The organism is Bosea sp. 124 (assembly GCF_003046175.1).
GTDB lineage: Bacteria > Pseudomonadota > Alphaproteobacteria > Rhizobiales > Beijerinckiaceae > Allobosea.
Genome location: NZ_PZZM01000001.1, coordinates 709,251 through 734,106, shown reverse-complemented (window position 1 = coordinate 734,106; position 24,856 = coordinate 709,251). Strand labels below are relative to the sequence as shown.

General features: G+C 67.0%; 23 protein-coding genes. 14 read left to right on the top strand and 9 right to left on the bottom strand.

Going from position 1 to position 24,856, the window contains the following annotated elements; translation table 11 throughout:
• The first annotated feature begins 136 nt into the window (after positions 1-136).
• Genes tal through C8D03_RS03435 form a run of 3 tightly spaced genes read left to right on the top strand, consistent with a single transcriptional unit; the run spans position 137 to position 2,357 of the window.
• Positions 137-1,093 carry a transaldolase gene (tal, locus tag C8D03_RS03445; RefSeq protein WP_108045018.1) on the top strand — a complete coding sequence of 319 codons (957 nt, stop codon included), beginning with the start codon at positions 137-139 and terminating at the stop codon, positions 1,091-1,093.
• Positions 1,094-1,146: 53 nt separating this feature from the next.
• Positions 1,147-1,788, top strand: a complete 642-nt coding sequence (locus C8D03_RS03440) for a YceI family protein (protein WP_146170059.1) — start codon at positions 1,147-1,149, stop codon at positions 1,786-1,788.
• Positions 1,785-2,357 carry a cytochrome b gene (locus C8D03_RS03435; protein ID WP_108045016.1) on the top strand — a complete coding sequence of 191 codons (573 nt, stop codon included), beginning with the start codon at positions 1,785-1,787 and terminating at the stop codon, positions 2,355-2,357. The genes C8D03_RS03440 and C8D03_RS03435 overlap by 4 nt, the downstream gene beginning before the upstream one ends.
• A gap of 4 nt (positions 2,358-2,361) precedes the next feature.
• On the opposite strand, the gene C8D03_RS03430 is transcribed toward C8D03_RS03435, so the two are convergent.
• Positions 2,362-2,868 (bottom strand): hypothetical protein, encoded by a 507-nt coding sequence (locus C8D03_RS03430; RefSeq protein WP_146170057.1) that lies wholly within the window; start codon positions 2,866-2,868, stop codon positions 2,362-2,364.
• 117 nt (positions 2,869-2,985) lie between these two features.
• Positions 2,986-4,662 carry a thiamine pyrophosphate-binding protein gene (locus C8D03_RS03425; protein WP_108045014.1) on the bottom strand — a complete coding sequence of 559 codons (1,677 nt, stop codon included), beginning with the start codon at positions 4,660-4,662 and terminating at the stop codon, positions 2,986-2,988.
• A gap of 60 nt (positions 4,663-4,722) precedes the next feature.
• On the opposite strand from C8D03_RS03425, the gene C8D03_RS03420 reads away from it, so the two are divergent.
• Both C8D03_RS03420 and C8D03_RS03415 read left to right on the top strand, forming a co-directional pair.
• Positions 4,723-4,965: a type II toxin-antitoxin system Phd/YefM family antitoxin gene (locus tag C8D03_RS03420; protein WP_108051157.1), complete on the top strand. Its 243-nt coding sequence runs from the start codon at positions 4,723-4,725 to the stop codon at positions 4,963-4,965.
• A gap of 5 nt (positions 4,966-4,970) precedes the next feature.
• Positions 4,971-5,345, top strand: a complete 375-nt coding sequence (locus tag C8D03_RS03415) for a type II toxin-antitoxin system VapC family toxin (RefSeq protein ID WP_210203882.1) — start codon at positions 4,971-4,973, stop codon at positions 5,343-5,345.
• Positions 5,346-5,354: 9 nt separating this feature from the next.
• Here C8D03_RS03415 and C8D03_RS03410 read toward each other — a convergent pair whose 3' ends face one another.
• The 3 genes from C8D03_RS03410 to amaB form a co-directional block, all read right to left on the bottom strand.
• A complete protein-coding gene (locus tag C8D03_RS03410; protein WP_181300637.1) occupies positions 5,355-6,533 on the bottom strand; it encodes a CaiB/BaiF CoA transferase family protein in 1,179 nt (392 codons plus the stop codon).
• A gap of 118 nt (positions 6,534-6,651) precedes the next feature.
• Complete coding sequence (locus C8D03_RS03405) at positions 6,652-7,869, bottom strand: acyl-CoA dehydrogenase (protein WP_108045012.1); 1,218 nt, start codon at positions 7,867-7,869, stop codon at positions 6,652-6,654.
• A 139-nt stretch (positions 7,870-8,008) separates the two neighbouring features.
• On the bottom strand, positions 8,009-9,529 hold the full coding sequence (amaB, locus tag C8D03_RS03400; RefSeq protein WP_108045011.1) for an L-piperidine-6-carboxylate dehydrogenase: 1,521 nt from the start codon (positions 9,527-9,529) through the stop codon (positions 8,009-8,011).
• A gap of 179 nt (positions 9,530-9,708) precedes the next feature.
• Here amaB and C8D03_RS03395 point away from each other — a divergent pair, with 179 nt between their 5' ends.
• The 3 genes from C8D03_RS03395 to C8D03_RS03385 all read left to right on the top strand — a co-directional run bounded on the left by C8D03_RS03395 (position 9,709) and on the right by C8D03_RS03385 (position 12,529).
• Positions 9,709-10,623, top strand: coding sequence for a LysR family transcriptional regulator (locus C8D03_RS03395; RefSeq protein ID WP_108045010.1), 915 nt, complete (start codon positions 9,709-9,711; stop codon positions 10,621-10,623).
• Positions 10,624-10,712: 89 nt separating this feature from the next.
• A complete protein-coding gene (locus C8D03_RS03390; RefSeq protein ID WP_108045009.1) occupies positions 10,713-11,936 on the top strand; it encodes an NAD(P)/FAD-dependent oxidoreductase in 1,224 nt (407 codons plus the stop codon).
• Between the two features lie 86 nt (positions 11,937-12,022).
• A complete protein-coding gene (locus C8D03_RS03385; protein WP_108045008.1) occupies positions 12,023-12,529 on the top strand; it encodes a DinB family protein in 507 nt (168 codons plus the stop codon).
• Positions 12,530-12,540: 11 nt separating this feature from the next.
• On the opposite strand, the gene C8D03_RS03380 is transcribed toward C8D03_RS03385, so the two are convergent.
• Positions 12,541-13,077 (bottom strand): GNAT family acetyltransferase, encoded by a 537-nt coding sequence (locus tag C8D03_RS03380; protein ID WP_108045007.1) that lies wholly within the window; start codon positions 13,075-13,077, stop codon positions 12,541-12,543.
• 170 nt (positions 13,078-13,247) lie between these two features.
• Between C8D03_RS03380 and C8D03_RS03375 the strand changes: the two genes are divergently transcribed.
• From C8D03_RS03375 to C8D03_RS03365, 3 genes are read left to right on the top strand one after another with little or no spacing between them, the layout of a single operon-like run.
• Complete coding sequence (locus C8D03_RS03375; RefSeq protein WP_108045006.1) at positions 13,248-13,880, top strand: LysE family translocator; 633 nt, start codon at positions 13,248-13,250, stop codon at positions 13,878-13,880.
• A 13-nt stretch (positions 13,881-13,893) separates the two neighbouring features.
• Entirely contained in the window at positions 13,894-14,463 is a 570-nt protein-coding gene (locus C8D03_RS03370; RefSeq protein ID WP_108045005.1) for a chromate transporter, read from the top strand.
• On the top strand, positions 14,463-15,002 hold the full coding sequence (locus C8D03_RS03365) for a chromate transporter (RefSeq protein WP_108045004.1): 540 nt from the start codon (positions 14,463-14,465) through the stop codon (positions 15,000-15,002). The genes C8D03_RS03370 and C8D03_RS03365 overlap by 1 nt, the downstream gene beginning before the upstream one ends.
• Positions 15,003-15,007: 5 nt before the next feature.
• Here the strand turns inward: C8D03_RS03365 and C8D03_RS03360 are convergent, their stop codons facing one another.
• Positions 15,008-15,961, bottom strand: coding sequence for a hydrogen peroxide-inducible genes activator (locus tag C8D03_RS03360; protein ID WP_108045003.1), 954 nt, complete (start codon positions 15,959-15,961; stop codon positions 15,008-15,010).
• A gap of 128 nt (positions 15,962-16,089) precedes the next feature.
• Between C8D03_RS03360 and katA the strand changes: the two genes are divergently transcribed.
• The 3 genes from katA (at position 16,090) to C8D03_RS03345 (ending at position 21,921) form a co-directional block, all read left to right on the top strand.
• Positions 16,090-17,589 carry a catalase KatA gene (katA, locus tag C8D03_RS03355; protein WP_108051153.1) on the top strand — a complete coding sequence of 500 codons (1,500 nt, stop codon included), beginning with the start codon at positions 16,090-16,092 and terminating at the stop codon, positions 17,587-17,589.
• Between the two features lie 206 nt (positions 17,590-17,795).
• Positions 17,796-20,567: a tetratricopeptide repeat protein gene (locus tag C8D03_RS03350; protein WP_108045002.1), complete on the top strand. Its 2,772-nt coding sequence runs from the start codon at positions 17,796-17,798 to the stop codon at positions 20,565-20,567.
• A 145-nt stretch (positions 20,568-20,712) separates the two neighbouring features.
• Positions 20,713-21,921, top strand: coding sequence for a M20 family metallopeptidase (locus C8D03_RS03345; protein ID WP_108045001.1), 1,209 nt, complete (start codon positions 20,713-20,715; stop codon positions 21,919-21,921).
• Between the two features lie 143 nt (positions 21,922-22,064).
• Here C8D03_RS03345 and C8D03_RS03340 read toward each other — a convergent pair whose 3' ends face one another.
• Complete coding sequence (locus C8D03_RS03340; protein ID WP_108045000.1) at positions 22,065-23,909, bottom strand: glycoside hydrolase family 15 protein; 1,845 nt, start codon at positions 23,907-23,909, stop codon at positions 22,065-22,067.
• Positions 23,910-23,911: 2 nt separating this feature from the next.
• Positions 23,912-24,721, bottom strand: a complete 810-nt coding sequence (gene otsB, locus C8D03_RS03335) for a trehalose-phosphatase (RefSeq protein ID WP_108051151.1) — start codon at positions 24,719-24,721, stop codon at positions 23,912-23,914.
• Positions 24,722-24,856 lie beyond the last annotated feature (135 nt).

Sequence of the window (24,856 nt, the reverse complement as noted above, 5' to 3'; positions counted from 1 at the left end):
ATCATCGATTGTGAGGTCACGGCGCGGGAAAAATGCACGGGTTCGTGCGGGGCTGCCCTGCCTTGGCTGGCTTGACCCTGCCGGCTCCGGGCCCCACCTTCCGGTTCTCCATGCCTCCGATCGCGACAGGATCGTCATGACCGCTTCCAAGCTCGACCAGCTCCGCAAGATGACCACGGTCGTCGCCGATACGGGTGATATCGAAGCGGTCCGGCGGCTCAAACCCGTCGACTGCACCACCAATCCGACGCTGATCCTGAAGGCGGTCGAGACGCCGGCCTATGCCGGCCTCGTCGATGAAGCGATCGCCTGGGGCAGGAAGGCCGGCGGTGGCGACAAGACCGTGCATGCGGTCTGCGACCGGCTCGCTGTCACCTTCGGTGCAGAGCTGACCCGGATCGTGCCGGGCCGCGTCTCGACCGAAGTCGATGCCGACCTCTCCTTCGACGCGAAGGCCACGATCGACAAGGCCCGGGCCATCATCGCCGCCTATAAGGAGCGCGGCATCGGGAAGGAGCGCATCCTGATCAAGATCGCCTCGACCTGGGAGGGCATCCAGGCCGCGAAGGTGCTGCAGGCGGAGGGCATCGACTGCAATCTGACGCTGCTGTTCGCGCTTCCGCAGGCGGTTGCCTGCGCCGATGCCGGGGCTTTCCTGATCTCGCCCTTCGTCGGTCGCATCCTCGACTGGCACGTCAAGGCCGGCGGTGGCCCCTACACCGCCGAGACCGATCCAGGCGTCGTCTCGGTCAAGGCGATCTACGCCTATTACAAGACCTATGGCATCGACACGGTGGTGATGGGCGCATCCTTCCGCAACACCGGCGAGATCGAGGCGCTGGCCGGCTGCGACCGGCTGACCATCGGTCCCGCGCTACTGGACGAGCTTGCGGCTGCGCAGGGCGATCTGCCGCGCCGACTGACCGCTGATGCGCCGGGCGAAGCCCCCGCCAGGCTCACGCTCGACGAGAAGGCCTTCCGCTTCGCCATGAACGAGGACGCGATGGGCACGGAGAAGCTGGCCGAGGGCATTCGCGGCTTCGTCAAGGATCTGCGCGGCCTGCGCAAGCTGGTGGCTGGAAAGCTGGTCTGAATGCTATGGGCTCGGGCGGCGAGTTGGCCGACGGCGTTGCCTGATCCATTGGCGTGGAAGGCCTGGCATTCACCTTTGCGTGTGCGTGGCAACCCGCCGCCGCTGCGCCATCATCGAGGCGCAGCCTGCACATCATGATACGCGGATCGATCATCGGCCTTGCCCTGCTCGCCGGAGGCGCGGCGCTCGCACAGACCCCCTGGTCGTTTCGACCCGGCGCGGCTGAGCTGGCTTTCGTTGCGAGGCGCTTCGGCGTGCCGGCCGCGTCGGGGCGTTTCCAACGCTATGAGGGCGTCGTCGCCCTGGATTTCGAGCGGCCCGAGCGGAGTCGTGTGCGCGTCCGGATCGAGGCCGCATCGCTTGAAACCGGCACGGCGCTCGTCGACGGGTTCATCAAGGGCGAAACGATGCTCGATGCCGCCCGCTTCCCCATAGCCAGCTTCGTTTCGGAGGAGGTCAGGCGCAGCGACGAGCGCAACCTCGTCATCCACGGGCAACTCACCATTCGATCGATCACACTCCCCGTCACCGCAACGGCGATTCTGGACGACGAGCCTGCAACGGCGCAGCGCAGCGCACGCTTGCCGTTCCATGCCACCGCGAGTTTCTCACGGTCGGCCTTTGATGTCGGCCGCGACGTCAACGTCGTCGACGATCAGGTCGAGATCACGATCAAGGGCACGATCTCGCGGTGAGCCTGACGAAGCCTTCGTGCTGGCACCCTGTGCTTGTCATCCTGCACTGGGCGACCGCGCTGCTGGTTCTGGGGCAGTACGGGCTTTCGCGCCTGATGCGGGATGAGACACGCGATCTGCTGGGCCGCTTTGCGCTCTACCAATGGCACAAGTCGATCGGCCTGACGGTCGCGGGGCTTGTCGCCTTGCGCCTTGCGCTGCGCCTGATCACGCCGGCGCCTGCACCCGCTGACCATATCGCGTGGCAGGGCTTCCTGGCGCGAGCGGTCCATCTCGGACTCTACGCCTGCCTTCTTGCCCTGCCGCTGACCGGGCTGCTGATGGTGTCAGCGGCTCCAATCCAGATTCCGACGCTTTATTTCGGCTGGTTCGGCATCCCTCACCCGATCGGCCCTGACAAGGGTACGTATGAGCTGATGCTGCGCCTGCACGAGCAGGTCTTCGACGTCATGACTCTGCTCGTGCTGGTCCACCTTGGCGGCGTCGCCGTCCATCACTTCGTCTGGCGTGACGGTCTGCCGCGCCGGATGTGGTTCACGCGCCGGGCCGATCGCCTGACAACAGAATAGCGGCTCAGAGCTTCGGCGCTGTCTCGGCCTGCGCCGTGACGGCGGGCTTCGGAGGAGCGGATACCGGGTCGAAGAAGCTCCGGCCACCGGCCGCGGCCGTCTCGAGTTGCTGCTTCCAGCCCTTGGCGTCCTTGCCGCCCAGTGCGGCGAAATCGGCGTGACGAAGCGTATCGCCGCCGCGACCCTGGTAGACCATCACGCCGTTGGCCGTGACGACGATGTCGCCGCGCCGCAGAGTCGGGTCGTGCAGATACCAGCTCGGGTCGGTCGCCGGGTCGAGCTGCACGACCGGCAGCTTGGGTTTCGTGGAAGTCTCGGCTGCCTTCGGACGCTGCATGCGCGGCTGTGTCGGCTCCTCATATTCGTAGATCGGCGTCGCGCGCAGGCGGGGGCCGCCGCCGAAGATCGCGCGTCCCAGTTCTTCGAACAGGTTCGCCGCCTGGGCGCCAGGGGCACCGGCGACGGCCATCGCCGCCACCATCCCGAACATCATCACGCGCCGCGCAGCCATCACCGTCGTCCTCTGCTCACCGACCTGCCGTCAGTTCAACGAGTGATGGTCGCAAAAGGTTCAGCGCAGGTTCACCGACGCGGTTAAGATTTTTTAAGCTGCTGCTTCCGGAGCGGCTCAGCCCTTCGCTGCCAGCGCTTCCGCCCTGATCGTCGACAGAGATTTTGCCGGCGTGATCGCCTCCGGATCGAGCAGGCAGTGGATGATCGCGGGCTTGCCCGAAGCGACCGCGCGCTCGAAGGCGGGGCCGAACGCAGCGGTCGTCTCGACACGCTCGCCATGCCCGCCGAACGCCTTCGCATAGGCGGCGAAATCGGGGTTCTTGAGCGTCGTCGCCGAAACGCGACCGGGGTAGTGCCTCTCCTGATGCATGCGAATCGTGCCGTACATGCCGTTGTCGACCACGATGACAATCACGGCGAGGTCGTATTGCACGGCGGTGGCAAAATCCTGTCCGTTCATCAGGAAGCAGCCATCGCCGGCAAAGGCGATCACGGTCCGCTCCGGAAACAGCCGCTTGGCGCCGATCGCCGCCGGCACACCATAGCCCATCGAGCCGGAGGTCGGCGCGAGCTGGGTCGCGAAGGTGTTGAAGCGGTGGAAGCGGTGCACCCAGGTCGCGTAATTGCCGGCACCGTTGCACATGATGGCGTCCTCGGGCAGATGCCGGCGCAACCACGTCACCATCTCGCCGGGATGGAAATCGCCCGCGACCGGGGCCGGCTGGCCGCTCCAGCCGAGATAGCTCTCATGCGCCTCGGCGGCAGCGCCGGCCCAGGGGATGTCCTGCGGCGGATGCACGGTCTCGAGCGCGGCGCAGAAGGCGGTCGGCGAGGCGTTGATCGCGAGCGAAGGCCGGTAGACCCGGCCGAGTTCCTCGGCATCGGGATGGACATGCACCAGCGGCCGGCCCGGATTGGGGATGCCGAACAGCGTGTAGGACTGGCTCGGCATTTCCGAAAGCCTGCCGCCGACGAGCAAGACGAGGTCGCTGTCCTGGATGCGCTTCAGCAGCTTCGGATTCGGGCCGATGCCGAGATCGCCGGCGAAGTTCGGATGGTCGGCCGGGAACAGCATCTGCCGGCGGAAGGACACCGCCACCGGCATGTCGAAGCGCTCGGCGAAGCGGGTGAAGCGCGCGATCGCCTGCGGGTCCCAGCGCGAGCCGCCGAGGATCGCAACCGGCGCCTTCGCCGCCCAGAGCCGTTTCTGCAGGTCGATGGTCTGCAGCAGCGAGGGGTGGGTCTCTGTGACCTGATAGGGCTCGGCGTCGGCGACATCGGCGAGGTCGGTGAGTACGTCCTCCGGCAGCGCGATCACGACCGGACCCGGCCGGCCTGCGGTCGCGACATGGAAGGCGCGGCTGATGATCTCGGGGATGCGCGCGGCATCGTCGATCTCGGTCGCCCATTTCGTCATGGTGCCGAAGACGGCGCGGTAGTCGAGTTCCTGGAAGGCCTCGCGTTCGCGCATGCCGCGTTCGATCTGCCCGACGAAGAGGATCAGCGGCGTCGAATCCTGGTCGGCGATATGGACGCCGGGCGAGGCGTTGGTGGCGCCGGGGCCGCGTGTCACGAAGCAGATGCCGGGCTTGCCGGTGAGCTTGCCGGCAGCCTCGGCCATCATGCAGGCGCCGCCCTCGGCCCGGCAGATGGTCACCTTCATGCTGGCGTCGTGCAGTGCGTCGAGCACGGCGAGATAGCTCTCGCCCGGCACGCAGAAGGCGTCGGTCGCGCCATGCAGGATGAGTTGGTCGACGAGGATTTGTCCGCCGGTGCGCATTGATGCCGTCATTGACCCTGTCCGTGAAACTTAGCTAAGTTGGTCATGTCGAATGATGAGCCGGAGGCCGCCATGACGCGCGTCACCATCCATGAGGCCAAGACCCATCTGTCACGCCTGCTCGAAGAGGTCGAGAAGGGCGGTGAGGTCGTGATTTCGCGGCGCGACAAGCCGATCGCACGGCTCGTGCCGATCGAGCAGAAACAGCCGGAGCGCAAGCCGGGGCGCATGAAGGGGCTGATCGATATCGGGCCTGAGTTCTTCGAGCCGCTCCCGGAGGAGGAGCTGCGGCTTTGTGAAGGTCGCGACGATTGAGACTTTTGCTCGATACGTCGGTGCTGATCTGGTGGGTGAATGACAGCGTTCGGTTGAGCCGGATTGCTCGAGAAGGCATTCGCGATGCCGAGACGGTCTTTGTCAGCGCGATCACGGCCATGGAGTTGTCGACAAAGCTCCGGATCGGAAAGCTCGATGAAGCACGATTGCTGGTCGAGGAGTTCGATAGCCGATGCGCGGACGAAGGTTTTGCCCTGCTCCCGCTGTCGCATAAGCACGGGCTCTTCGCAGGTTCGATCAACGCCGAGCCGCGCGACCCCATCGACCGGATGCTCGCTGCTCAAGCGATTATCGAGGATTTGACACTCGTCTCTTCCGACGTCGCTTTCGACGCGCTCGGCGCCCGTCGTCTCTGGTGAGTGGGCCATTCAGCCGCCTCCCCAGGCCGGATCGTTCAGGATCTCGTTCTCATGCTCGCCGAGGCGCGGGCTTGGACGCGGCGAGACCTGCCGGACCCCGTCCATCACGATCGGCGAGGCAACGGTCGGTATGGCGCCGGCCTTGGCGGCATCGCTTGCCAGATCGACCCGGATGCCGCGCGCCAGCACCTGCGGATCGGCAAAGACATCGTCGACGCCGTTGATCGGCCCGGCCGGCACGCCGACCTTTTCGAGCGCGGCCAGCAGATCGGCCTTGAGGTAGCGCTGGCAGAGCAGGTGCAGGCGCTCGGTCAGCGCGACGCGGTTCTTCACCCGCGAGCGGTTGTCGAGATAGTCCGGGTCGTCCGCCAGCGTGGTCTCGCCCAGCACCTCGCAGAGCTTGCGCCACTGCCCGTCGTTGCCGGTCGCGATGATGATGTGCCCGTCCGCGACCGGGAAGACGTCGTAGGGCACGATATTGGGATGGGCGTTGCCCAGCCGCGGTGGCGGATTGCCCGAAACGAGATAGTTCATCGCCTGATTGCCGAGCACGGCGACCTGCGCATCGAGAAGCGCCATGTCGAGGCTCGCGCCCTCGCCGGTGGCATCGCGTCGGCGCAGAGCCGAGAGGATGCCGACCGAGGCGTAAAGGCCGGTATAGATGTCGGCGACGGCATAGCCCGCCTTCATCGGTGCGCCGGTCGGTTCGCCGGTGACCGACATCGGCCCGCCCATCCCCTGGACGAGGAAGTCGTAACCGGCGCGCGGCGCGTAGGGGCCGGTCTGGCCGAAGCCAGTGACCGAGCAATAGATCAGCCGTGGGAATTCGGCGCGCAGCGAGGCGGCGTCGAGCCCGTATTTCTGCAAGCCCCCGACCTTGAAATTCTCGACCACGACATCGGCATGGGCAGCGAGACGGCGCACCAGCGCCTGGCCTTCGGGCGTGCGAAAATCGGCCGTGATCGAGCGCTTTCCCCGATTGGCGGAGTGAAAATAGGCGGCCGACAGGTTTTCGCCGTCGATACCTTCGACGAAGGGCGGCCCCCATTTGCGCGTGTCGTCGCCTTCCGGCGCCTCGACCTTGACGACATCGGCGCCGAGATCGGCCAGCAACTGCCCGATCCAGGGACCGGCGAGGATGCGCGCGAGTTCGAGGACGCGCAGGCCGGCAAGGGGAGGGGTGATCATGCGGTCATTCCGGCTTGGACACCGCCGTCATGGTCGGGCTTGACCCGACCATCTCAGGGGAAATTCGCTCGGGACGAGATGCCCGGGTCGAGCCCGGGCATGACGGAGAGGCTGAGGCTCAGAAGAACGCCTGCAGCCCGGTGACGGCCCGGCCGAGGATCAGAGCATGGACGTCATGCGTGCCCTCATAGGTGTTCACCGTCTCGAGGTTCGCGGCATGGCGCATCACATGATACTCGATCGAGATGCCGTTGCCGCCGTGCATGTCGCGGGCCTGGCGGGCGATGTCGAGCGCCTTGCCGCAATTGTTGCGCTTGACGAGCGAGATCATCTCCGGCGCCATCTTGCCATCGTCGAGCAGGCGCCCGACGCGAAGCGAGCCCTGCAGGCCGAGCGTGATCTCGGTCAGCATGTCCGCCAGCTTCTTCTGGTAGAGCTGCGTCTGGGCGAGGGGCTTGTTGAACTGCTTGCGGTCGAGCCCATATTGGCGCGCCCGGTGGAAGCAGTCCTCGGCGGCGCCCATCACACCCCAGGAGATGCCGTAGCGGGCGCGGTTGAGGCAGCCGAACGGCCCCTTCAGCCCCGAGACGTTCGGCAGCAGGTTCTCCTCGGGAACGATGACGCCGTCCATGACGACCTCGCCGGTGATCGAGGCGCGCAACGAGAGCTTGCCCCCGATCTTCGGCGCGGAGAGGCCCTTCATGCCCTTTTCGAGGATGAAGCCGCGAATCTGGTTGTCATGCGCGGCCGACTTCGCCCAGACGACGAAGACGTCGGCGATCGGCGAGTTCGAGATCCACATCTTCGAGCCGGTCAGGCGGTACCCGTCAGCGACCTTCTCGGCGCGGGTCTTCATGCCGGCGGGATCGGAGCCGGCATCGGGCTCGGTCAGGCCGAAGCAACCGACCCATTCGCCCGAGCCAAGCTTCGGCAGATACTTCTTGCGCTGGCTCTCGTCGCCATAGGCGTAGATCGGATACATCACCAGCGAGGACTGCACGGACATCATCGAGCGATAGCCGGAATCCACCCGCTCGACCTCGCGGGCGACCAGCCCATAGGAGACGTAGTTGGCGCCGGCGCAGCCATAATCCTCGGGGACGGTGACGCCTAGCAGCCCGAGCTCGCCCATCTCGTTGAAGATCGAGCGGTCGGTCTTCTCATCGAGATAGGCTTCCGAAACGCGCGGCTGCAGCTTTTCCTGCGCATAGGCGCGGGCCGTGTCGCGGATCAGCCGCTCATCCTCGCTGAGCTGCTCGTCGAGCAGGAAGGCGTCGTCCCAGGTGAACTCAGTCAGCTTGTGGCTGGCGCTGTGGCTGCGGGCGGCTTCTGCCATGGCTCTGATCCTTCCCTCGTCTCGTTCAACCGCGCATCGCGCGATCGTAAGGCGTCATTCCCGGGCTTGTCCCGAGAATCTCGCGGCCAGCTAGCTGGTCACGAGATGGCCGGGGCAGGCCCGACCATAACGGCCTGTATCACGCATCCACATCGAAGCTGACGCCCTGCGCCAGCGGCAATGTCGTGCCGTAGTTGAGCGTATTCGTAGCGCGGCGCATATAGGCTTTCCACGCATCCGAGCCGGCCTCGCGGCCGCCGCCGGTTTCCTTCTCGCCGCCGAACGCGCCGCCGATCTCGGCGCCCGACGGGCCGATATTGACGTTGGCGATGCCGCAATCCGAACCCTCGCCCGAGACGAAGATCTCGGCCTCGCGCATGTCGAGCGTGAAGATCGAGGAGGACAGCCCGGCGCCGACGGCGTTCTGGATCGCGATCGCCTCGGCCAGGGTCTTGTACTTCATCACATAGAGGATCGGCGCGAAGGTCTCGCGCTCGACCGGGCCGGTCTGCGACGGCATCTCGACGATGGCCGGCCGGACATAGAAGCCGCCCGCGCCGACCTTCACTTGCTCTCCGCCATGCACGGTGCCGCCGGCTGCTTTCGCTTCGGCGAGCGCGGCCTGCATGCCCTTGAAAGCGGCCTCGTCGACCAGCGGGCCGACCAGCACACCGGCCTCGCGCGGATCGCCGATCTTCACCGAGCCGTAGACCTTGATCAGCTTCGGCACGAGCGCGTCATAGACGCTCTCGTGCACGATCAGGCGGCGCAGCGTCGTGCAGCGCTGGCCGGCGGTGCCCATCGCCGCAAAGGCGATGCCGCGCAGCGCGAGGTCGAGATCTGCTGAGGGCGCGACGATCGCAGCGTTGTTGCCGCCGAGTTCGAGGATGGCGCGGGCGAATCGGGAAGCGAGCTTCTGGCCGACCTCCTTGCCCATCCGGGTCGAGCCCGTCGCCGAGACGACCGGGACGCGATGGTCCGAAACGAGGATGTCGCCGATCTCGCGGCCGCCGATCAGGATCTCCGAGAGGCCGGCCGGCGCCTCGGGGCCGAAGCGCTTCATCGCCTTCTCGACGATGGCCTGCACGGCGATGCCGGTCAGCGGGGTCTTCTCGGACGGCTTCCAGACCACGGCGTCGCCGCAGACGAAGGCGAGTGCCGCATTCCAGCACCAGACCGCGACGGGGAAGTTGAAGGCCGAGATGACGCCGCAGACGCCAAGCGGATGCCAGGTTTCCATCATGCGGTGGTTGGGGCGTTCGGTCGCGATGGTCAGGCCATAGAGCTGGCGCGACAGGCCGACCGCGAAGTCGCAGATGTCGATCATCTCCTGGACCTCACCGAGGCCCTCGGAAACGACCTTGCCGGCTTCGAGCGTCACCAGCAGGCCGAGATCGGTCTTGGCGGCGCGCAGCTCCTCGCCAAGCAGGCGCACGAACTCGCCACGGCGCGGGGCCGGCACCTTGCGCCAGGCGAGGAAGGCAGCCTGTGCGCGGCCGATCGCGGCCTCTGCCTCGGCCGGGCTGGTCTCCTTCAGGGTCGCGACGATCTCAGCCGTGATCGGCGAATGGGCGGTCAGGCCCTTCGCGGCGAAGACGGCGTCGCTGACGCCGAGGCGCTTGAGCAGCGCGAGCGCATCCTTGGGCAGGGGAGAGATCATGACGGAACCTGACGTTTCTTCGATGAGACAAAAGCCCTCATCCTGAAGCGCCGACTCAAGTCCGCGTTGCAGGATGAGGGCTCGGATGGATTTGAGCCATCCAGATCGAGCCCGGACAATGCCCCCTTCCGCCCTGTCCCGGCAACCGATATGTTCTCACGACTTGATGAGAATAAATCATGGATTTCGAGATCGTTCCCGGCCGTCTTTCGGTTCCGTCCCTGTCGGCGCTGGCAGCCTTCGAGGCGGCGGCGCGCCATGGCAGTTTCACGCGTGCGGCCGAGGAACTCAACCTGACTCAAGGCGCGGTCAGCCGGCAGGTGGCGCATCTCGAGAAGGTGCTGGGCGTCGGCCTGTTCCAGCGCGTCAGGCAGCGCGTCAGCCTGACACCGGCTGGCGCCGCCTATGCGGCCGACATCCGCGACGGGCTCTCGCGGCTGGCGGCGGCGACGGTCTCGACCATGGCTTTCCGGGGCGCCGCGGGCGTGCTCAATCTGGCCATCCTGCCCACCTTCGGAACACGCTGGCTGATCCCGCGTCTGCCGCGTTTCACCGAGGCTCATCCCGGCATCACCATCAATTTCACCACCAAACTCGTGCCCTTCGACTTCGGCCGCGAGCAACTCGACGCCGCGATCCATTTTGGTGATCCGGTCTGGGCCGGGTCGCGGCTGCACCGGCTGATGGGCGAGGAGATCGTGCCTGTGGCCGCCCCCTCGCTCGTCGCCCGCCTCGGCATGAGCGACCCCGCCGACATGCTGCGTGCGCCGCTCTTGCAGCAGTCGACACGCCCACGCGCCTGGGCCGACTGGCTGGAACAGCAGGGCCTGCCGCCGCAGCGCGCCTTGATGGGGCCGCGCTTCGAGCAGTTCGCCATGGTCTCGCAAGCGGCTGTCGCAGGCCTTGGCCTCGCCATCGTGCCGCGCTTCCTGATCGAGGAGGAGTTGCGCTCCGGTTCGCTGGTGATCCCGTTCGACCGGCCGCTGACCGGCTCGGAAGGCTATTATCTGGTCTATCCGGAGACGCGCGCCGAGCTTCCCGCTGTGATCGCCTTTCGTGACTGGCTGCTGGGCGAGTGCGCCGCGGCAAGCTGACTCGACAAGCGCCCTCAGGCGCGCCATTCATGCGCGGAGTTCACTAACCGCCGTGCGGTCTGCGCCCGGCTCACGCCATCGGACCCGCCATGTCGTCTTCACCCGAAAGCGCCGACGTCGTCATCTGCGGGGGCGGCGCCATCGGCTCCTCCGTCGCCTACCATCTCGCAGCCGACCCCGGCTTCACCGGCAAGGTCGTCGTGGTCGAGAAGGATCCGACCTACCGGCTGGCCGCATCGGCGCTGTCGGCGGCCTCGATCCGCCAGCAATATTCGAGCGCCGTGAACATCCGCATCTCGCTGCACGGCATCGATTTCATGCGCAACATCGGCAGCCATCTCGCCGTCGATGGCGATGTCCCGACGATCGACCTGCACGAGGGCGGATATCTTTATCTAGCTGGCGAGGAGGGCGCGCCGGTTCTGGCCGCCAGCCAGGCGCTGCAGGCTGCCGAGGGCGCCGATATCGCGCTTTATGCTGCACCCATGCTGCGCAGCAAATTCTCCTGGCTGAACACGGAGGACATCGCCTGCGGCACCTATGGCGTCAGCGGCGAAGGCTGGTTCGACGGTTGGGCCGTGTTGCAAGCGTTTCGCAAAAAGGCCCGCTCGCTGGGCGTCGAATACCGCCAGGGCGAGATCGCCCGCTATGTGGCCGAGGCCGGCCGTGTCGTGGCCGTCGAACTGACCGATGGCAGCCGCATCGCCTGCGGCGCGGCAGTCAACGCCTCGGGCACGCATGGTGCAAAGCTCGCGGCGACGGCCGGCATCGCGATCCCGGTGCGGTCGATGAAGCGTTATGTCTTCTCCTTTCTCTGCAAGGGCGAGGTCGACAATTGCCCGCTGCTGATCGACCGGACCGGCGCCTGGTGCCGGCCCGAGGGCAAGCGCGGCAGCGACGGTCAGCTCTTCATCGGCAGTTGCTCCCCGCTCAGCCCGGAGCAGGACCAGGAATGGATCGAGACCGAACCTTCGGTCGAGGATGTCAACTGGGCCTTCTTCGAGGAGGCGGTCTGGCCGGCGCTTGCCCATCGCATTCCGGCCTTCGAGCAGATCAGGCCGGGCCGCGCCTGGGCCGGCCCCTATGACATGAACGAGCTCGACCATAACGCCATCATCGGCCCGGCCGTCGGGCTCGGGGGGCTCTATCTCGCCAACGGCTTCTCCGGCCATGGCCTGCAGCAGGCGCCGGCGGTCGGGCGCGGGCTCGCCGAGCACATCCTGCATGGCGCCTATCGCACGCTCGATCTTGCCGATCTCGGCCATGAGCGCATCGTCGAAGGCCGGCCGCTGCTGGAAGCGAACATCATTTGAGGCGCACATGTCCGCCTTGCGCGATGGGAGGGGCCCGCACGTGCGGGTTTTCAAGCGAACTTGCGGATTGTCCAGGAGCAGCAGGCATGATCGACACGGCCTATGTCCGCACCATGGCGCATTACAACGCCTGGCAGAACGACAGCCTCTACGCAGCCGCGGCAACACGCGACGACGCCGCGCGGCGGCGGGATTGCGGCGCGTTCTTCAAGTCGATCCATGGCACCCTCTGTCATCTGCTCTGGGCCGACCAGATGTGGCTCTCGCGGTTTGCCGGCACACCGAAGCCTGGTGTCGGTATCCACGACTCGGCCGGACTGGTCACGAGCTGGGACGACCTCGTCGTCGAACGGAAGGCCTTCGACCGGACGATCACGGACTGGGCGGCCGGCCTCTCCCAGGACTGGCTGGCGGGCGACCTGACCTGGTTTTCCGGCGCGACACAGCGCGAGATGCGCAAGCCGGTCGGGCTCCTCGTGACCCACATGTTCAACCACCAGACGCATCATCGCGGCCAAATCCATGCGATGCTGACGGCGGCGGGCGCGAAGCCGGAGGATACCGACCTGATGCTGATCGACGTGGTGCGTTGAGACGACCGCGATCAGACTGACACGGCCTCTTCGTTCCCGACCGTCCGCGAGCGGCTCCGGCTCCCTGCCGTCGTCCGGCCGTCCTTGCCGTCGGCATGGTCGGGCGGTACGGCGGCAGTCGCATTCTGGCTGAGTTTCTGGAACAGCCCGAGCCCGACCATCGCCGTCACCGCGAGGAACATCAGCAAGCCGGGATAGATGATGTTCCCCATCGTCTCGCGCGAGGTCTTGGCGATCAGCACGAGCGATTCCAGGCTCAGCGCGACGATCATGATCGTCATGAACTTGGTCAGCGAGCCGCGCGCCTCGGCCGGGCGCCGCAACTCGCGATCGGCGACGACCTCCTCCTCGAACAGGAACTTGCCGACATCGGCGACGGCGACCGCGATGATGATCAGGCCGATGCCGTCCAGCATCGTCTCCAGCGCGTTGTCGCCGGTCCAGTAGCCTGTCGCGGTGCGCCAGACGGCGACGCCGATCAGCAGGATCGCTGCGGCGAGCAGCGTGAAGGCGATCACCGTGTAGAGAATGCGGCTGAACAGCGTCATCGAAAATCCCCCCGACCCCGGACCCCGGCTCAGGACAGACAACCGCCCTGACAGCGCACGGTTCCCTTGCGGGAGGCGGCGCAGGCGCGGCGCGGAGACCCGCTATGCCTGCGCGGCGATTGTGCCTTGCCGCGCCATCTGCGAAGCGGGGAACGTTCAGGAGCCGCGCCATGCCCGACATCACCCAGCTTGCCGCTTTCGCACTGATCTGCCTCGGCATGGTGATCACGCCCGGTCCCAACATGCTCTATCTGATCTCGCGCTCGATCGCGCAGGGGCGCGTGGCCGGGCTGATCTCCCTCGGCGGCGTTGCGCTCGGCTTCGTCGTCTACATGCTGAGCGCCGCCTTCGGCATCACGGCGCTGCTCTTCGCGGTGCCTTATGCCTATGACGCACTGCGCATCGGCGGCGCGCTCTATCTCTTCTGGCTCGCCTGGCAGGCGGTGCGGCCGGGCGGCAGCTCGCCCTTCCAGGTTCGCAACCTGCCCTTCGATCGCCCGCGCAAGCTGTTTGCCATGGGCTTCCTGACCAGCATGCTCAACCCCAAGATCGCCATGCTCTATCTGGCGCTGTTGCCGCAGTTCATCGACCCGGCGGCAGGCGGCGTGCTCGGCCAGTCGCTGGCGCTCGGCTCGGTCCAGATCGCGATCAGCGTCACCGTGAACGCGATGATCGCCTGCGCGGCTGGCGCGATCGCGGTGTTCCTGCGCGAGAGGCCTGCCTGGTCCCTGGCCCAGCGCTGGCTGATGGGCACGATGCTCGGCGGCTTCGCGATCAAGATGGCGACCGCGGCGCAGCGCTAAGGCGGCAAGCACGATGGCACAGCCGCAAGCGCCTGAAGGGGCCACGCCGGTCCCGGGATTGGCCGGACTCTTCACGGGCTTCCTGAAAATCGGCTTGATGGGCTTTGGCGGCGTCGGGCCCATCGCCCGGCATGTCATCGTGACCGAACGCGGCTGGCTCGATGATCGCGCCTATGCGCAACTGCTCGGCGTTTGCCAGGCGCTGCCCGGCGCCAACACCGTCAATGCCGCCGTCATGATCGGCGACCGCTACCGGGGCGCCCTGGGGGCACTGACCTGCGTCGTCGCGCTGATGGCGGTGCCACTGTTCTGCCTCGTCGGCCTCGCCACGCTCTACGATGCGGTTGCCGACAAGCCCTGGGCGCAGGTCGCCCTGACCGGCGCGGCCGCGAGCGCCGCCGGCTTGATCACCGGAACCGCCGCGCGGCTGCTCACGCGTGCCGAACTCGCGCTCTGGGGCTGGGCACTGGCCGCCGCCGCCTTCCTCTCGGTCGGGGTTCTGAGGCTGCCGCTGCTGGCGACGCTCCTCGTCCTGATCCCGGTCTCCATCGTGGCGGCGACGCTGGCTGCGAGGCGGCGCTGATGGAACGCAGCATTCTCGGGCAGATCGTCCTGCTGTTCGGCACGCTCTCGCTGATCGCTGTCGGCGGCGCGAATGTCCTGGTGCCGGAAATCCATCGCCAGGCCGTCGGCATCATGGGCTGGATGAACGACGCGACCTTCGCGCGGCTGCTGGCGATCGTCCAGACAGCGCCGGGTCCGAACGTCATGCTCGCCAGCATCATCGGCTGGCATGTCGCCGGATTGGCCGGGCTGGTCGCGGCGACCATCGCCATCCTGCTTCCATCCTCGCTGATCGCCTTCGTCTGCAGTCGCGGGCTGGCGCGCTTCTCCGATCGTTCGGCGGTCAAGATCATGACCATCGCCCTCGTGCCGATCGCGCTCGGGCTGATGCTGGCGAGCGGCATGGTCGCCACGCTCGCCGCCGGCGCGGGCGTGCTCGGCTTCGTCATAACCGCCACGACCATGCTCCTGACGCTGCGCACCAGCCTCAATCCGCTGGTTTCCATGCTGGCGGGAACACTCGTCTACGTCACGGCCTGGCTTCTCGGCCTCGTCTGAGACAGCTAGCGGGCCGGCGGCAAGGCGATGATGTCGGTGCGAATGGACGCGATGAACGGCGCGCCGGCGTCGCGCCCGACCTCGGTCAGCACCGCGCCGAGTGCCTCGAAATCCTGCCGCCGGGGCGAGCTGCGCCTCCAGACCAGCCCGATCGCCCGGCTCGGGCCGGGGGCTGCGAAACGAAACAGCTTCACCGGCATGTCGGGCCGGAGCTCGATGGCCAGCGCCATCGCCGGCATCAGCGTCGTGCCGAAGCCGTTGGCGACCATCTGCATGATCGTCGCCAGGCTGGAGGCGCCGTATTGCCGCCGCGAGCCGCTGCGGGCCGGGCCGCAGAAGCTCAGCGCCTGGTCGCGCAGGCAGTGCCCTTCCTCGAGAAGCAGCAGGTTGTCGCCCGAGAGCGCCTCCTGGGGGGTGAAGCCGGCGACGTTCGCACCGGCCTCGGAGGGCATCACGAGCAGGAACGGATCGTCGAACAGCGGCAGCGTCTCCAGCCCGGCGCGATCGACCGGCAGCGACATCAGCGCGACGTCCAGCCGTCCGTCCGCGAGCTCGTCGAGCAAGGTGTTGGTCTGCGATTCGCGCAGGCGAAGGCCGAGCGCGGGATGGCGCCGCTGCAGCATCGGCAATGCCGCCGGCAGCAGATAGGGCGCGATCGAGGGAATCACGCCGAGGTCGAGATCGCCGCTGAGCAGGTTCGGCCGATGGCGCGCATGGTCGACGAGGTCGCTGGCCTCCAGCAGGATGCGCCGCGCCCGCTCCGCGATCTCGCGGCCGGTTTCGGTCAGTGCGATCGCGCCGCGCTGGCGTTCGACGAGCTGGCAGTCGAGTTGCGCTTCCAGCTCCTGGATCTGCAGTGACAGTGCCGGCTGGCTGACATGGCACTCCTGCGCTGCCCGCCCGAAATGCCGGTGCCGCGCGACGGCGGCGAAATAGCGGAGCTGTTTCAAGGTGATCATATCGATTTGATAAACTTATCGTCGATGCCCGTAAACAGTATTGGACATCATCGTCGCAAAGCGCTGTTAGTTCGACCAATTCGAAATTGGGCAGGGCGGATGCCGCCCGGCGAATGGTGGAGGACAACATGTCGAAGACGATGACCACGACGGCCGGCGCGCCGATTCCCGACAACCAGAATTCGATCACCGCCGGCGAGCGCGGGCCCGTCCTGATGCAGGATTACCAGCTCATCGAGAAGCTGGCCCACCAGAACCGCGAGCGCATCCCGGAGCGCGCCGTCCACGCCAAGGGCTGGGGCGCGCATGGCACGCTGAAGATCACCGGCGACATCTCGAAATACACCAAGGCCAAGGCGCTGCAGCCGGGCACCGAGACCCCGCTGATCCTGCGCTTCTCGACCGTCGCGGGCGAAATGGGCGCGGCCGACGCCGAGCGCGACGTGCGCGGCTTCGCGATCAAGTTCTATACGCCCGAAGGCAACTGGGACCTCGTCGGCAACAACACGCCGGTCTTCTTCGTGCGCGACCCGGTGAAGTTTCCGGATTTCATCCATACCCAGAAGCGCCACCCCAAGACCAACATGCGCTCCCCCACCGCGATGTGGGACTTCTGGTCGCTGAGCCCTGAGAGCCTGCACCAGGTCACCATCCTGATGTCGGATCGCGGCCTGCCGACCGATGTGCGCCACATCAACGGCTACGGTTCGCACACCTATTCGTTCTGGAACGACAATGGCGAGCGCTACTGGGTGAAATTCCACTTCAAGAGCCTGCAGGGCCACAAGCACTGGACCAACGAGGAGGCCGAGAAGGTCGTCGGCAAGACCCGTGAATCCACCCAGGAGGACCTGTTCAACGCGCTGGAGCGCGGCGAATTCCCGAAATGGAAGGTGCAGGTCCAGATCATGCCGGAGCTGGACGCTGACAAGACGTCCTACAACCCCTTCGACCTGACCAAGGTCTGGCCGCATGCCGACTATCCGCCGATCGACATCGGCGTGATGGAGCTGAACCGCAATCCGGAGAACTATTTCGCCGAGATCGAGAACGCCGCCTTCTCGCCGTCGAACATCGTGCCCGGCATCGGCTTCTCGCCCGACAAGATGCTGCAGGCCCGCGTCTTCTCCTATGCCGACGCCCATCGCCACCGGCTCGGCACGCATTACGAGAACATTCCGGTCAACCAGCCGAAGAACCCGGTTCATCACTACCATCGCGACGGTCAGATGAACACGTATGGCGGCATCCGCACCGGCAACCCGAACGCCTATTACGAGCCGAACTCCTTCGGCGGTCCGGTCGAGGCGCCTGCCGCCAAGGAGCCGCCGCTGAAGATCTCGGGCGATGCGGATCGCTACAACCACCGCATCGGCAATGACGACTATTCGCAGCCCCGCGCACTCTTCAACCTGTTCGACGCCGGCCAGAAGGAGCGCCTGTTCTCGAACATCGCCGCGGCGATGGGCGGCATCCCGCGCGACATCGAGGATCGCCAGCTCGCCCATTTCGACAAGGTCCATCCGGACTATGGCAACGGCGTGCGGCGCGCGCTCGCCGAGGCCGACGGGACCGAGCGCCCGGCCATCTCGGTGACCCCCAACACGCCGCAGCAGGCGGCCGAATAAGCCGGCGCCACAGCGCGCAGGATACTGCACGCGATGCTGCAAGAGGCCCGCCCGCTGTCGCAGGCGGGCCTTTTTTCGTGAACCGGACGAGGCCGGGCCGCGACACGGAAATGCAGGGTGAGCGGCCCGGCATGACGCCTTCCTGCGGCTCATGTTAGGTTGTCCGGGCGTAAGCTGGCGCAAGCCGGGCATGAGGGAGATGGCAGATGGCCTGCTCGTTCTCGCGGATCGGATGGCTGGCCGGGCTGAGCCTGTCGCTCGCCACAGCCTGGGGCCCGGCCCCCTCCCTGGCCCAGAAGGCGGAGACGGTCGCGCTCTGCAAGGCCGAGAAGACCGAAAGGGCCATTGCGGCCTGCACGACCGTCCTGAAAGGGCGGGGCGACCAGAAGCTGAAGGCTTCAGCGCTGCTGAGCCGCGCCCAGGCCTACTGGGCTCTCGAGCGCCTGCCCGAAGCCGAGAAGGACTATAGCGAGGCGATCCGGCTGGTGCCGAATTTCGGCGCGCTCTACCGCGACCGGGCTCAAATCCGCTTCGGCCTCGGCAACCGGCAGGGCGCGATGGCGGACTTCACGATCGCCCTCGAAAAAGACCCCTTCGACGCCGACAACCACGCCAATCGCGGCTATCTCAAGCTGATGCAGTATGACTTTGCCGGCGCGGGCGAGGACTTGCGCAAGGGGCTTTTCTGGCAAAAGGGCCACCCGCGCAGCGAATACATGCTGGGGCTGCTGCACTACTCCACCGGGCGTTACAGCGAGGCCGTCACGCAGATCGACAAGGCCCGCGCCGTGGGCTTTCGCGGCAGCGAGGCCTTCATCACCAGGGCCCGCAGCCTCTATTATCTCGGCACCTTCGCGTCGGCGGAAACGGAGGCGACCGAGGGCCTGAAGACCTTCCCGGCGCAGTATGATCTGACCGAGATTCGCGCCCGGGCGAGGCGCGCGCGCCGCGCGTTTGCTGAAGCGCTCGCCGATGCGGACGCCGTCGTGCAGGCGGCGCCGAAATATGGCCGTGCCTATGCGACGCGCGCCGCCGTCAGGTTCGCGATGAAGGATATCGCCGGTGCGACGGCGGATGTCGATACGGCGATCGGGCTCGATCCGGCCCTGTTCGATGCCCATGAGGTCATGGCCGACATCCTGCTCGCCTCGGGCAACGAGGCCGCCGCCCGCTCGGTGCTCGCGAAATCGGCGGCCCGCACCGATGCGAAGATGGCGTATGACGAGGCCTCGCGCGCTCGCCATGCGGCGAGGGTCGCGGAGCTCGACAAGCCCAAGCCGATCCTCGTCACCGACCTCGACGAAGCCGAGCTGAAGACGCGCTGCGGCAAGCCCGACGATCCGCTCCGGATGCAGAGCTGCGACAGGCTGGTCGCACTCGCGACCACGCCACAGGCCAAAGCGGACATGCTGATCCTGCGTTCGCAGGCGCGGCCCTATGGCGAGCGTCTCGGCGATCTCGATCTCGCCGTGGCGGCTGCGCCAGATTATCTGGTCGCGACGATTGCCCGGGCGCGCGACCACCTGGCGTCATACCGATATGACGACGATCTGAAGCCCTATGACCGGGCCTGGGCCGATGCCGACAGTGCGGTGCGTCGCGCGGCCTCCGGGTCGGACGAGCGAAGCGATGCGCTGATGGTGCGTGCGATCGCCTCGCACGGGAAAGCCGACTACGAGGCGGCGATCGTTGACCTGACGGAGCTCGTCGCGATCAACGCTTCCGAGCCCTATGCCCTCGAAATGCGGGGCTCGGCCCTGTTGATGGCGGGCAGACCTGCCGATGCGTTGGCCGATCTGAGGGAAATGCGCCGCATCATCACCGATAAGCGGCGTGTTTTCTTGCAGAGAGACGATTTCGTGCTGGCCCTCATCGAGAGCGGCACGATCGACGAGGCGCTGGCCGAGATCGAGGCCTGGAAGCGGGATGATCCCGGTGGGTCGTTTGCGCGCGAGGCGCTGCACGCGCGCGCCTTGCTCGCACGCGGCGATATCGCTGAAGCGCGCGAGGTCGCCGCGGCTGCGGTCGCCGGGAATCGGTTGAACCTCGGGGCCCTTGCCGTCCGGGGCATCGCCTCCGCCCGGCTTGGCAGCGCGCTCGATGCGGTGTCCGACATCAGCGCCGTGATCGATGCGGCGGGGGCAAGCCCGGTCAGGGCGGCCACGAGCGGCATGACGCCGGGACATATGGCGGAACTCTTCCTGCATCGCGGGCTCGCGCGCCTGCAACTAAACCAGACGAACGCGGCCCGGGCCGATTTCGGCGAGACGATCCGGCGCGCGCCCGATCTCGCCAGGCCCTATGCCGAGCGGGCCCGTCTCGGGCTGAGAGCCGACAATCCAGCCGCGCTGACCGATATCGCCATGGCGCTCCGCATCGAGCCCAACGAGCCGCGTTGGCAGGCCCTGGCCGCGCGCATCAATCTGGCGACGGGTGACAACGCCGCTGCCGAGCGCTTCGCCGGCGCGGCGCTCGGCGCTCCAACGCCCGAGCCGGATCTGCTGCTGCTGCGCGCCAAAGCGAGGCTCGGCCTCGGCAAGTTCGGCGAGGCGGTGCAGGACGCGACCGCGCGGCTGGCCGCGGTTCCCGCCGACACCGACGCGCTGCTGGTCCGTGTCGAGGCGCGGATGGGGCAGGGAGATCTCAAGGCGGCACTCGCAGATGCCGAGGCGGCGCGCGTCGTGCGCGGCGGCGATGCCCGCATCCTGCTCGCTTTGGCCGAGCTGAAGGCGCGCGCCGGCGATGCGCCGGGCGCGATCGGCACTTTCGAGGAAGCCGCGACCAAACCGGATGCGGCCTTGCAGGCGAACAAGCGCCTGGGCGACCTCTATGCCGGCATTGCCTCCGACCAACTGGCGCTGGGTTACTATGCCAAGGCGATCGAGCAGCCGGCCCGCCGGCCGGACGACGAGGCGCTCCGTGCGGCTGCCCGCACGGCCCGCGACGCCCTGATCCGCAAGATGGCCGCGCCGAAATAGGATGGCCGCGCCGAAACAGGATGGCGGCGCCGGGATGGCGTGCTCCGCACTTTTTGCGCAGGTCCGCGCGCGCCGCTGCGCTACCGGGGGCGCGCGTCCTTGTCTAAGCTCGCACCAGTCCCGTCCGGAACCATGAGAACGAGCGATGAGCGATTTGACGCCTGAGGAAGCCAAGGTCACCGCCTGGCTCGCCGGTCGCAAGGAGGCGATGGTCGCGCTGCTGCGCGAGATGGTGGACACCGATTCAGGATCCTACGACAAGGCCGGCGTCGACCGGGCCGGGCAGGTCATCGCCCGCTTCCATCAGGCGAACGGGCTCGAGGTCGAGATCATCCCCGACACCCGCTATGGCGATGCGGTCAAGGCACGGCTGCCGAACCCGACTGCCAACGACCAGCGCCCGGTCCTGCTGCTCGGCCATCGCGACACGGTGTTCCCCCAGGGCGAGCCGACGCGCCGTCCCTTCACGGTCAAGGCCGGCCGCGCCTACGGGCCGGGCGTCGCCGACATGAAGGCCGGCCTCGTCATCGAGGCCTTCGTCGCCGCTGCCTTCGCCGAATGCGGCGGGCTGTCGTCGCCGCTGACGATGCTGACGACCAGCGACGAGGAGATCGGCTCGCCATCCTCGCGCCCGGTCATCGAGGCCGCCGCGCGGGAAGCGCGCTGTGTCTTCAACGCCGAGCCCAGCCGCCTGCCGGCCGGCACCGAATTCGCCCGTGACCAGCGCCAGTCGGTGACCAGCGGCCGCAAGGGCGGCGTCTTCATGCGTGCCGAATTCACTGGCAAGCCGGCCCATTCGGGTGCGAATTACGAGAAGGGCGCCTCCGCCATCGTCGATCTCGGGCACAAGATCCCGAAGCTCCAGGGCCTCACCGATCTGGCGAAGGGTGTCACCGTCAATGTCGGGCTGATCGGCGGCGGCCAGACCGTCAACACCGTCGCGCCCAGCGCCTGGTGCGAGATCGACCTGCGCTATGTCACCGCTGCGCAGCGCAGCGAACTCGTCGCCGCGATCCGCGCCATCGTCGAGACTCCGGTCGTGGCCGACACCAGCGCGAAGCTGTCGATCAAGGGCGAGTTCCTGCCGCTGGAGGGCACGGCCGAATCGCAGAAGCTGTTCGAGACCTATCGCGAGGCGGCGGCCGGCTTCGGCATCGCGACCATCGCGGAGTTCACCGGCGGTTGCGCCGATTCGGGCTTCACCGCCGCGCAGGGCACTCCGACGCTCTGCAGCGTCGGCCCGATCGGCGGCATGGCTCATACGCCCGACGAGTTCCTGGAGGTCGAGAGTATCGTGCCTGCCTCACAGACGCTGGCGCTGTCCGTGATGCGCGCGGCGAAGCTGATGGAGTGACGGCGTTCGGGCAAGCCCTGCACGTCATGGTCGTCCTTGTGGCGACCATCCATGTCTTCGCTGATCGAGCGTTGTGTTCAAGACGTGGGTGCTCGGGACAAGCCCGAGCATGACGGGCCGGAGCGCCGGTCAGAAGAAAGGCGTCAGAACGCCTCTTCCCAGTTCCGGCTGATGCGCATCGCCGAATTGATCATTCCGACATGGGAATAGGTCTGCGGGAAATTGCCCCAGAGCTCGCCGGTATGCAGATCGGCATCCTCGGAGAGCAGGCCGAAGCTGTTGCGCCGCTGCAGGATGCGCCCGAACAGCGCCTTGGCCTCGTCGCGCCGGCCGATCGCATGCAGCGCATCGACATACCAGAACGCGCAGATCAGGAAGCCGGTGTGCATGAAGCCGAAATCGTCCTGCGTCGCATAGCGCAGCAGCAGGTCGCCGCGGGTCAGGTCGCGGCCGATCGCCTCGACGGTGGCGATGAAGCGCGGATCGTCCGCCTTCAGGAAGCCGAGTTCCGCGACCAGCAGCAGCGTCGCGTCGAGCTCGGTGCCGCCGAAGGTCGAGACCAGATGACCCTTCTCCTCGTTCCAGATGCGTTCGAGGATGACGGCCTTGAGCCGCTTGGACTCGCTTTTCCAATAGTCCTTGCGCTCGCCGCGCCCGAGCGTTCCGGCGATGCGCGCGAGCCGGTCGCAGGCCGCCCAGCACATCACGCTGGAAAAGGAATGGACCGCCTCCTTTTCACGGAGCTCCCAGGGGCCGGCATCGGGCTTGTCGAAATAGGCGATGGCGAGCTCGCCCATGCGTTCGAGCTGTCCGAATAGCGCCTCCTTGCCAGGCTGGATCAGCCGCTGGTCGAAGAAGGAATGCGTCGCCGCCAGCACGACCGCGCCATAGCCGTCGTTCTGGATCTGCGTCGCGGCCCCGTTTCCGAAGCGAACGGGCTGATGGCCGCGATAGCCCGACAGATTGGCCGATTCGAATTCGTCGAGCGCACCGCCCCGCGTGATCGGGTAGAGCGGCGGCAGATGCTCCGCACCGCTTTCGGAAAAGGTGTCGACGATGTTGGTGATGAAGCCGAGGTAATCCTCCATCGTCCGCGTCGTGCCGAGCCGGTTGAGGGCGTGGACGACAAAATAGGCGTCGCGCAGCCAGCAGAAGCGGTAGTCCCAGTTGCGCTGCGTGCCCGGCGCCTCCGGAATCGAGGTTGTGAGCGCGGCGACGATCGCGCCGGTCTCCTCGAAGGCGCACAGCTTCAGCGTGATCGCGGCGCGGATGACCTCGCGCTGGTACTCGAAGGGAAGCGACAGTGAGCGCACCCAGTCGCGCCAGTAATCCGTGGTCTTGTCGAGGAACTCGCGCGAGGTTTCCTCGATCTCGGCGCGCAACGCCTCGTCGGAGCCGATGAAGAAGGAGAACGGACGGTCGACCGCGAAGGGCACGCTATCGACCACATAGGAGATCGGCGCATCGGTCGTCAGCCGGATGGTCTGGTCGGCGCCGACGAAGCGGACATGGTTCGACCCGCGCGTGATCTCGTCGGGCTCCTCGCCGAGCCCGAGGCAGGGCTTGACGACGACGCGGATGCGCGGCCGGCCCGAGATTCTGCGGACGCGACGCACGAGCTGGGGCGGGCGGAAGAAGCGCTCATAGCGCACGAAGCGCGGCGCGAAGTCGAGGATCTCGATGGCGTTGCCCTGGTCGTCGGAGAGCACCGAGGACAGGATAGCGGTGTTGTCGAGATAGCTCTGCTCGCACAGCGTCATGCCGACGAGTTCGATCGCGAACACGCCCTTGCGGGGCATGGCATCGCCATCCTCGGCCTGATTGTCGATCAGCGCGCAGAAGACGGGATCGCGGTCGAAGCGCGGGAAGCAGCCCCAGACGATGCGCGCGCGCCGGTCGATGAGCGCCGCAATCGAGCAGTTGCCGATCACGCCGAGGTCGAGCGAGGCGGAATGCAGCCCCGCGGCCGTCGTCGTCGAAACTGTCATCGTTATCCTTGTGAGAAACTGGAGGTGGTCAGGCTGCCGCGCTCGGCGGCATCGAGCAGAATACGGCGCAGCGCCGTCGGCGAATCGATGCGCAGTTTCGCCAGGGTCTCGCCATCGCCGATCCGGATCGAGAGCCCGCCGAGCGTGTTCACGGCTTCGAAGCCGTGCTCGTCGGTGATGTCGTCGCCGATGAACACCGGCAGGCGCCCGGCATAGGGCGCCAACTGCATCAACTGGGTGATGGCCGAGCCCTTGCTGGCATGGGCGGGGACGAGTTCCGCGACGGACTTGCCCTCCTGCAACCGGATCGCCGGTCCCATCCGGGCGGCGACAGCGCGCATCAGCGCGAGCGCCTCGTCCTGCAATTGCGGCGCGAGCCGCCAGTGCAGCGCGACCGAGATGCGCTTGTCCTCGACGATGATCCCGACATGGCTGTTGGCGAACCGCACGAGATCGCGCAAGGCGCTGCGCATCGTATCGGGCACCTCGGCCTGTGCGCGGATTTCGCCATCGAGCCGGATCTGGGCGCCATGCAGGGCGGCCGCGTCGAAGCGGTAGGGCTCGAGCGCCGCGTCGAGGAAGGAAACCGGCCGGCCCGAGACCAGGGCGAGCGCGCCGCCGAGCGTCTGCCGCAGGGCATCGAGGGCCATCGGAACCCGCCTGTCGAGCCTGACCTCGTCTGGGGACGGGGCGATCTCCACCAGCGTCCCGTCGAAGTCGAGGAACAGGGCGATGTCGTGCTCTGGCGCAGGCACCGCGCCTCCAGCCAGGTCACGGATATCGCTTGCGGTGGCGGGGTCGATCAACGTCATCATCTGAGCCTGTCTGGCCAACAAAGCCGGCGGAAACGCGGCGCCGGGGTCATGCCAATCCTCTTCTTCGGCGCCGCCGCCGGCCGGCACTGCGAGGTCTGTTCTCGAACTCGCCACATTCTGCCTTCAGCTTGC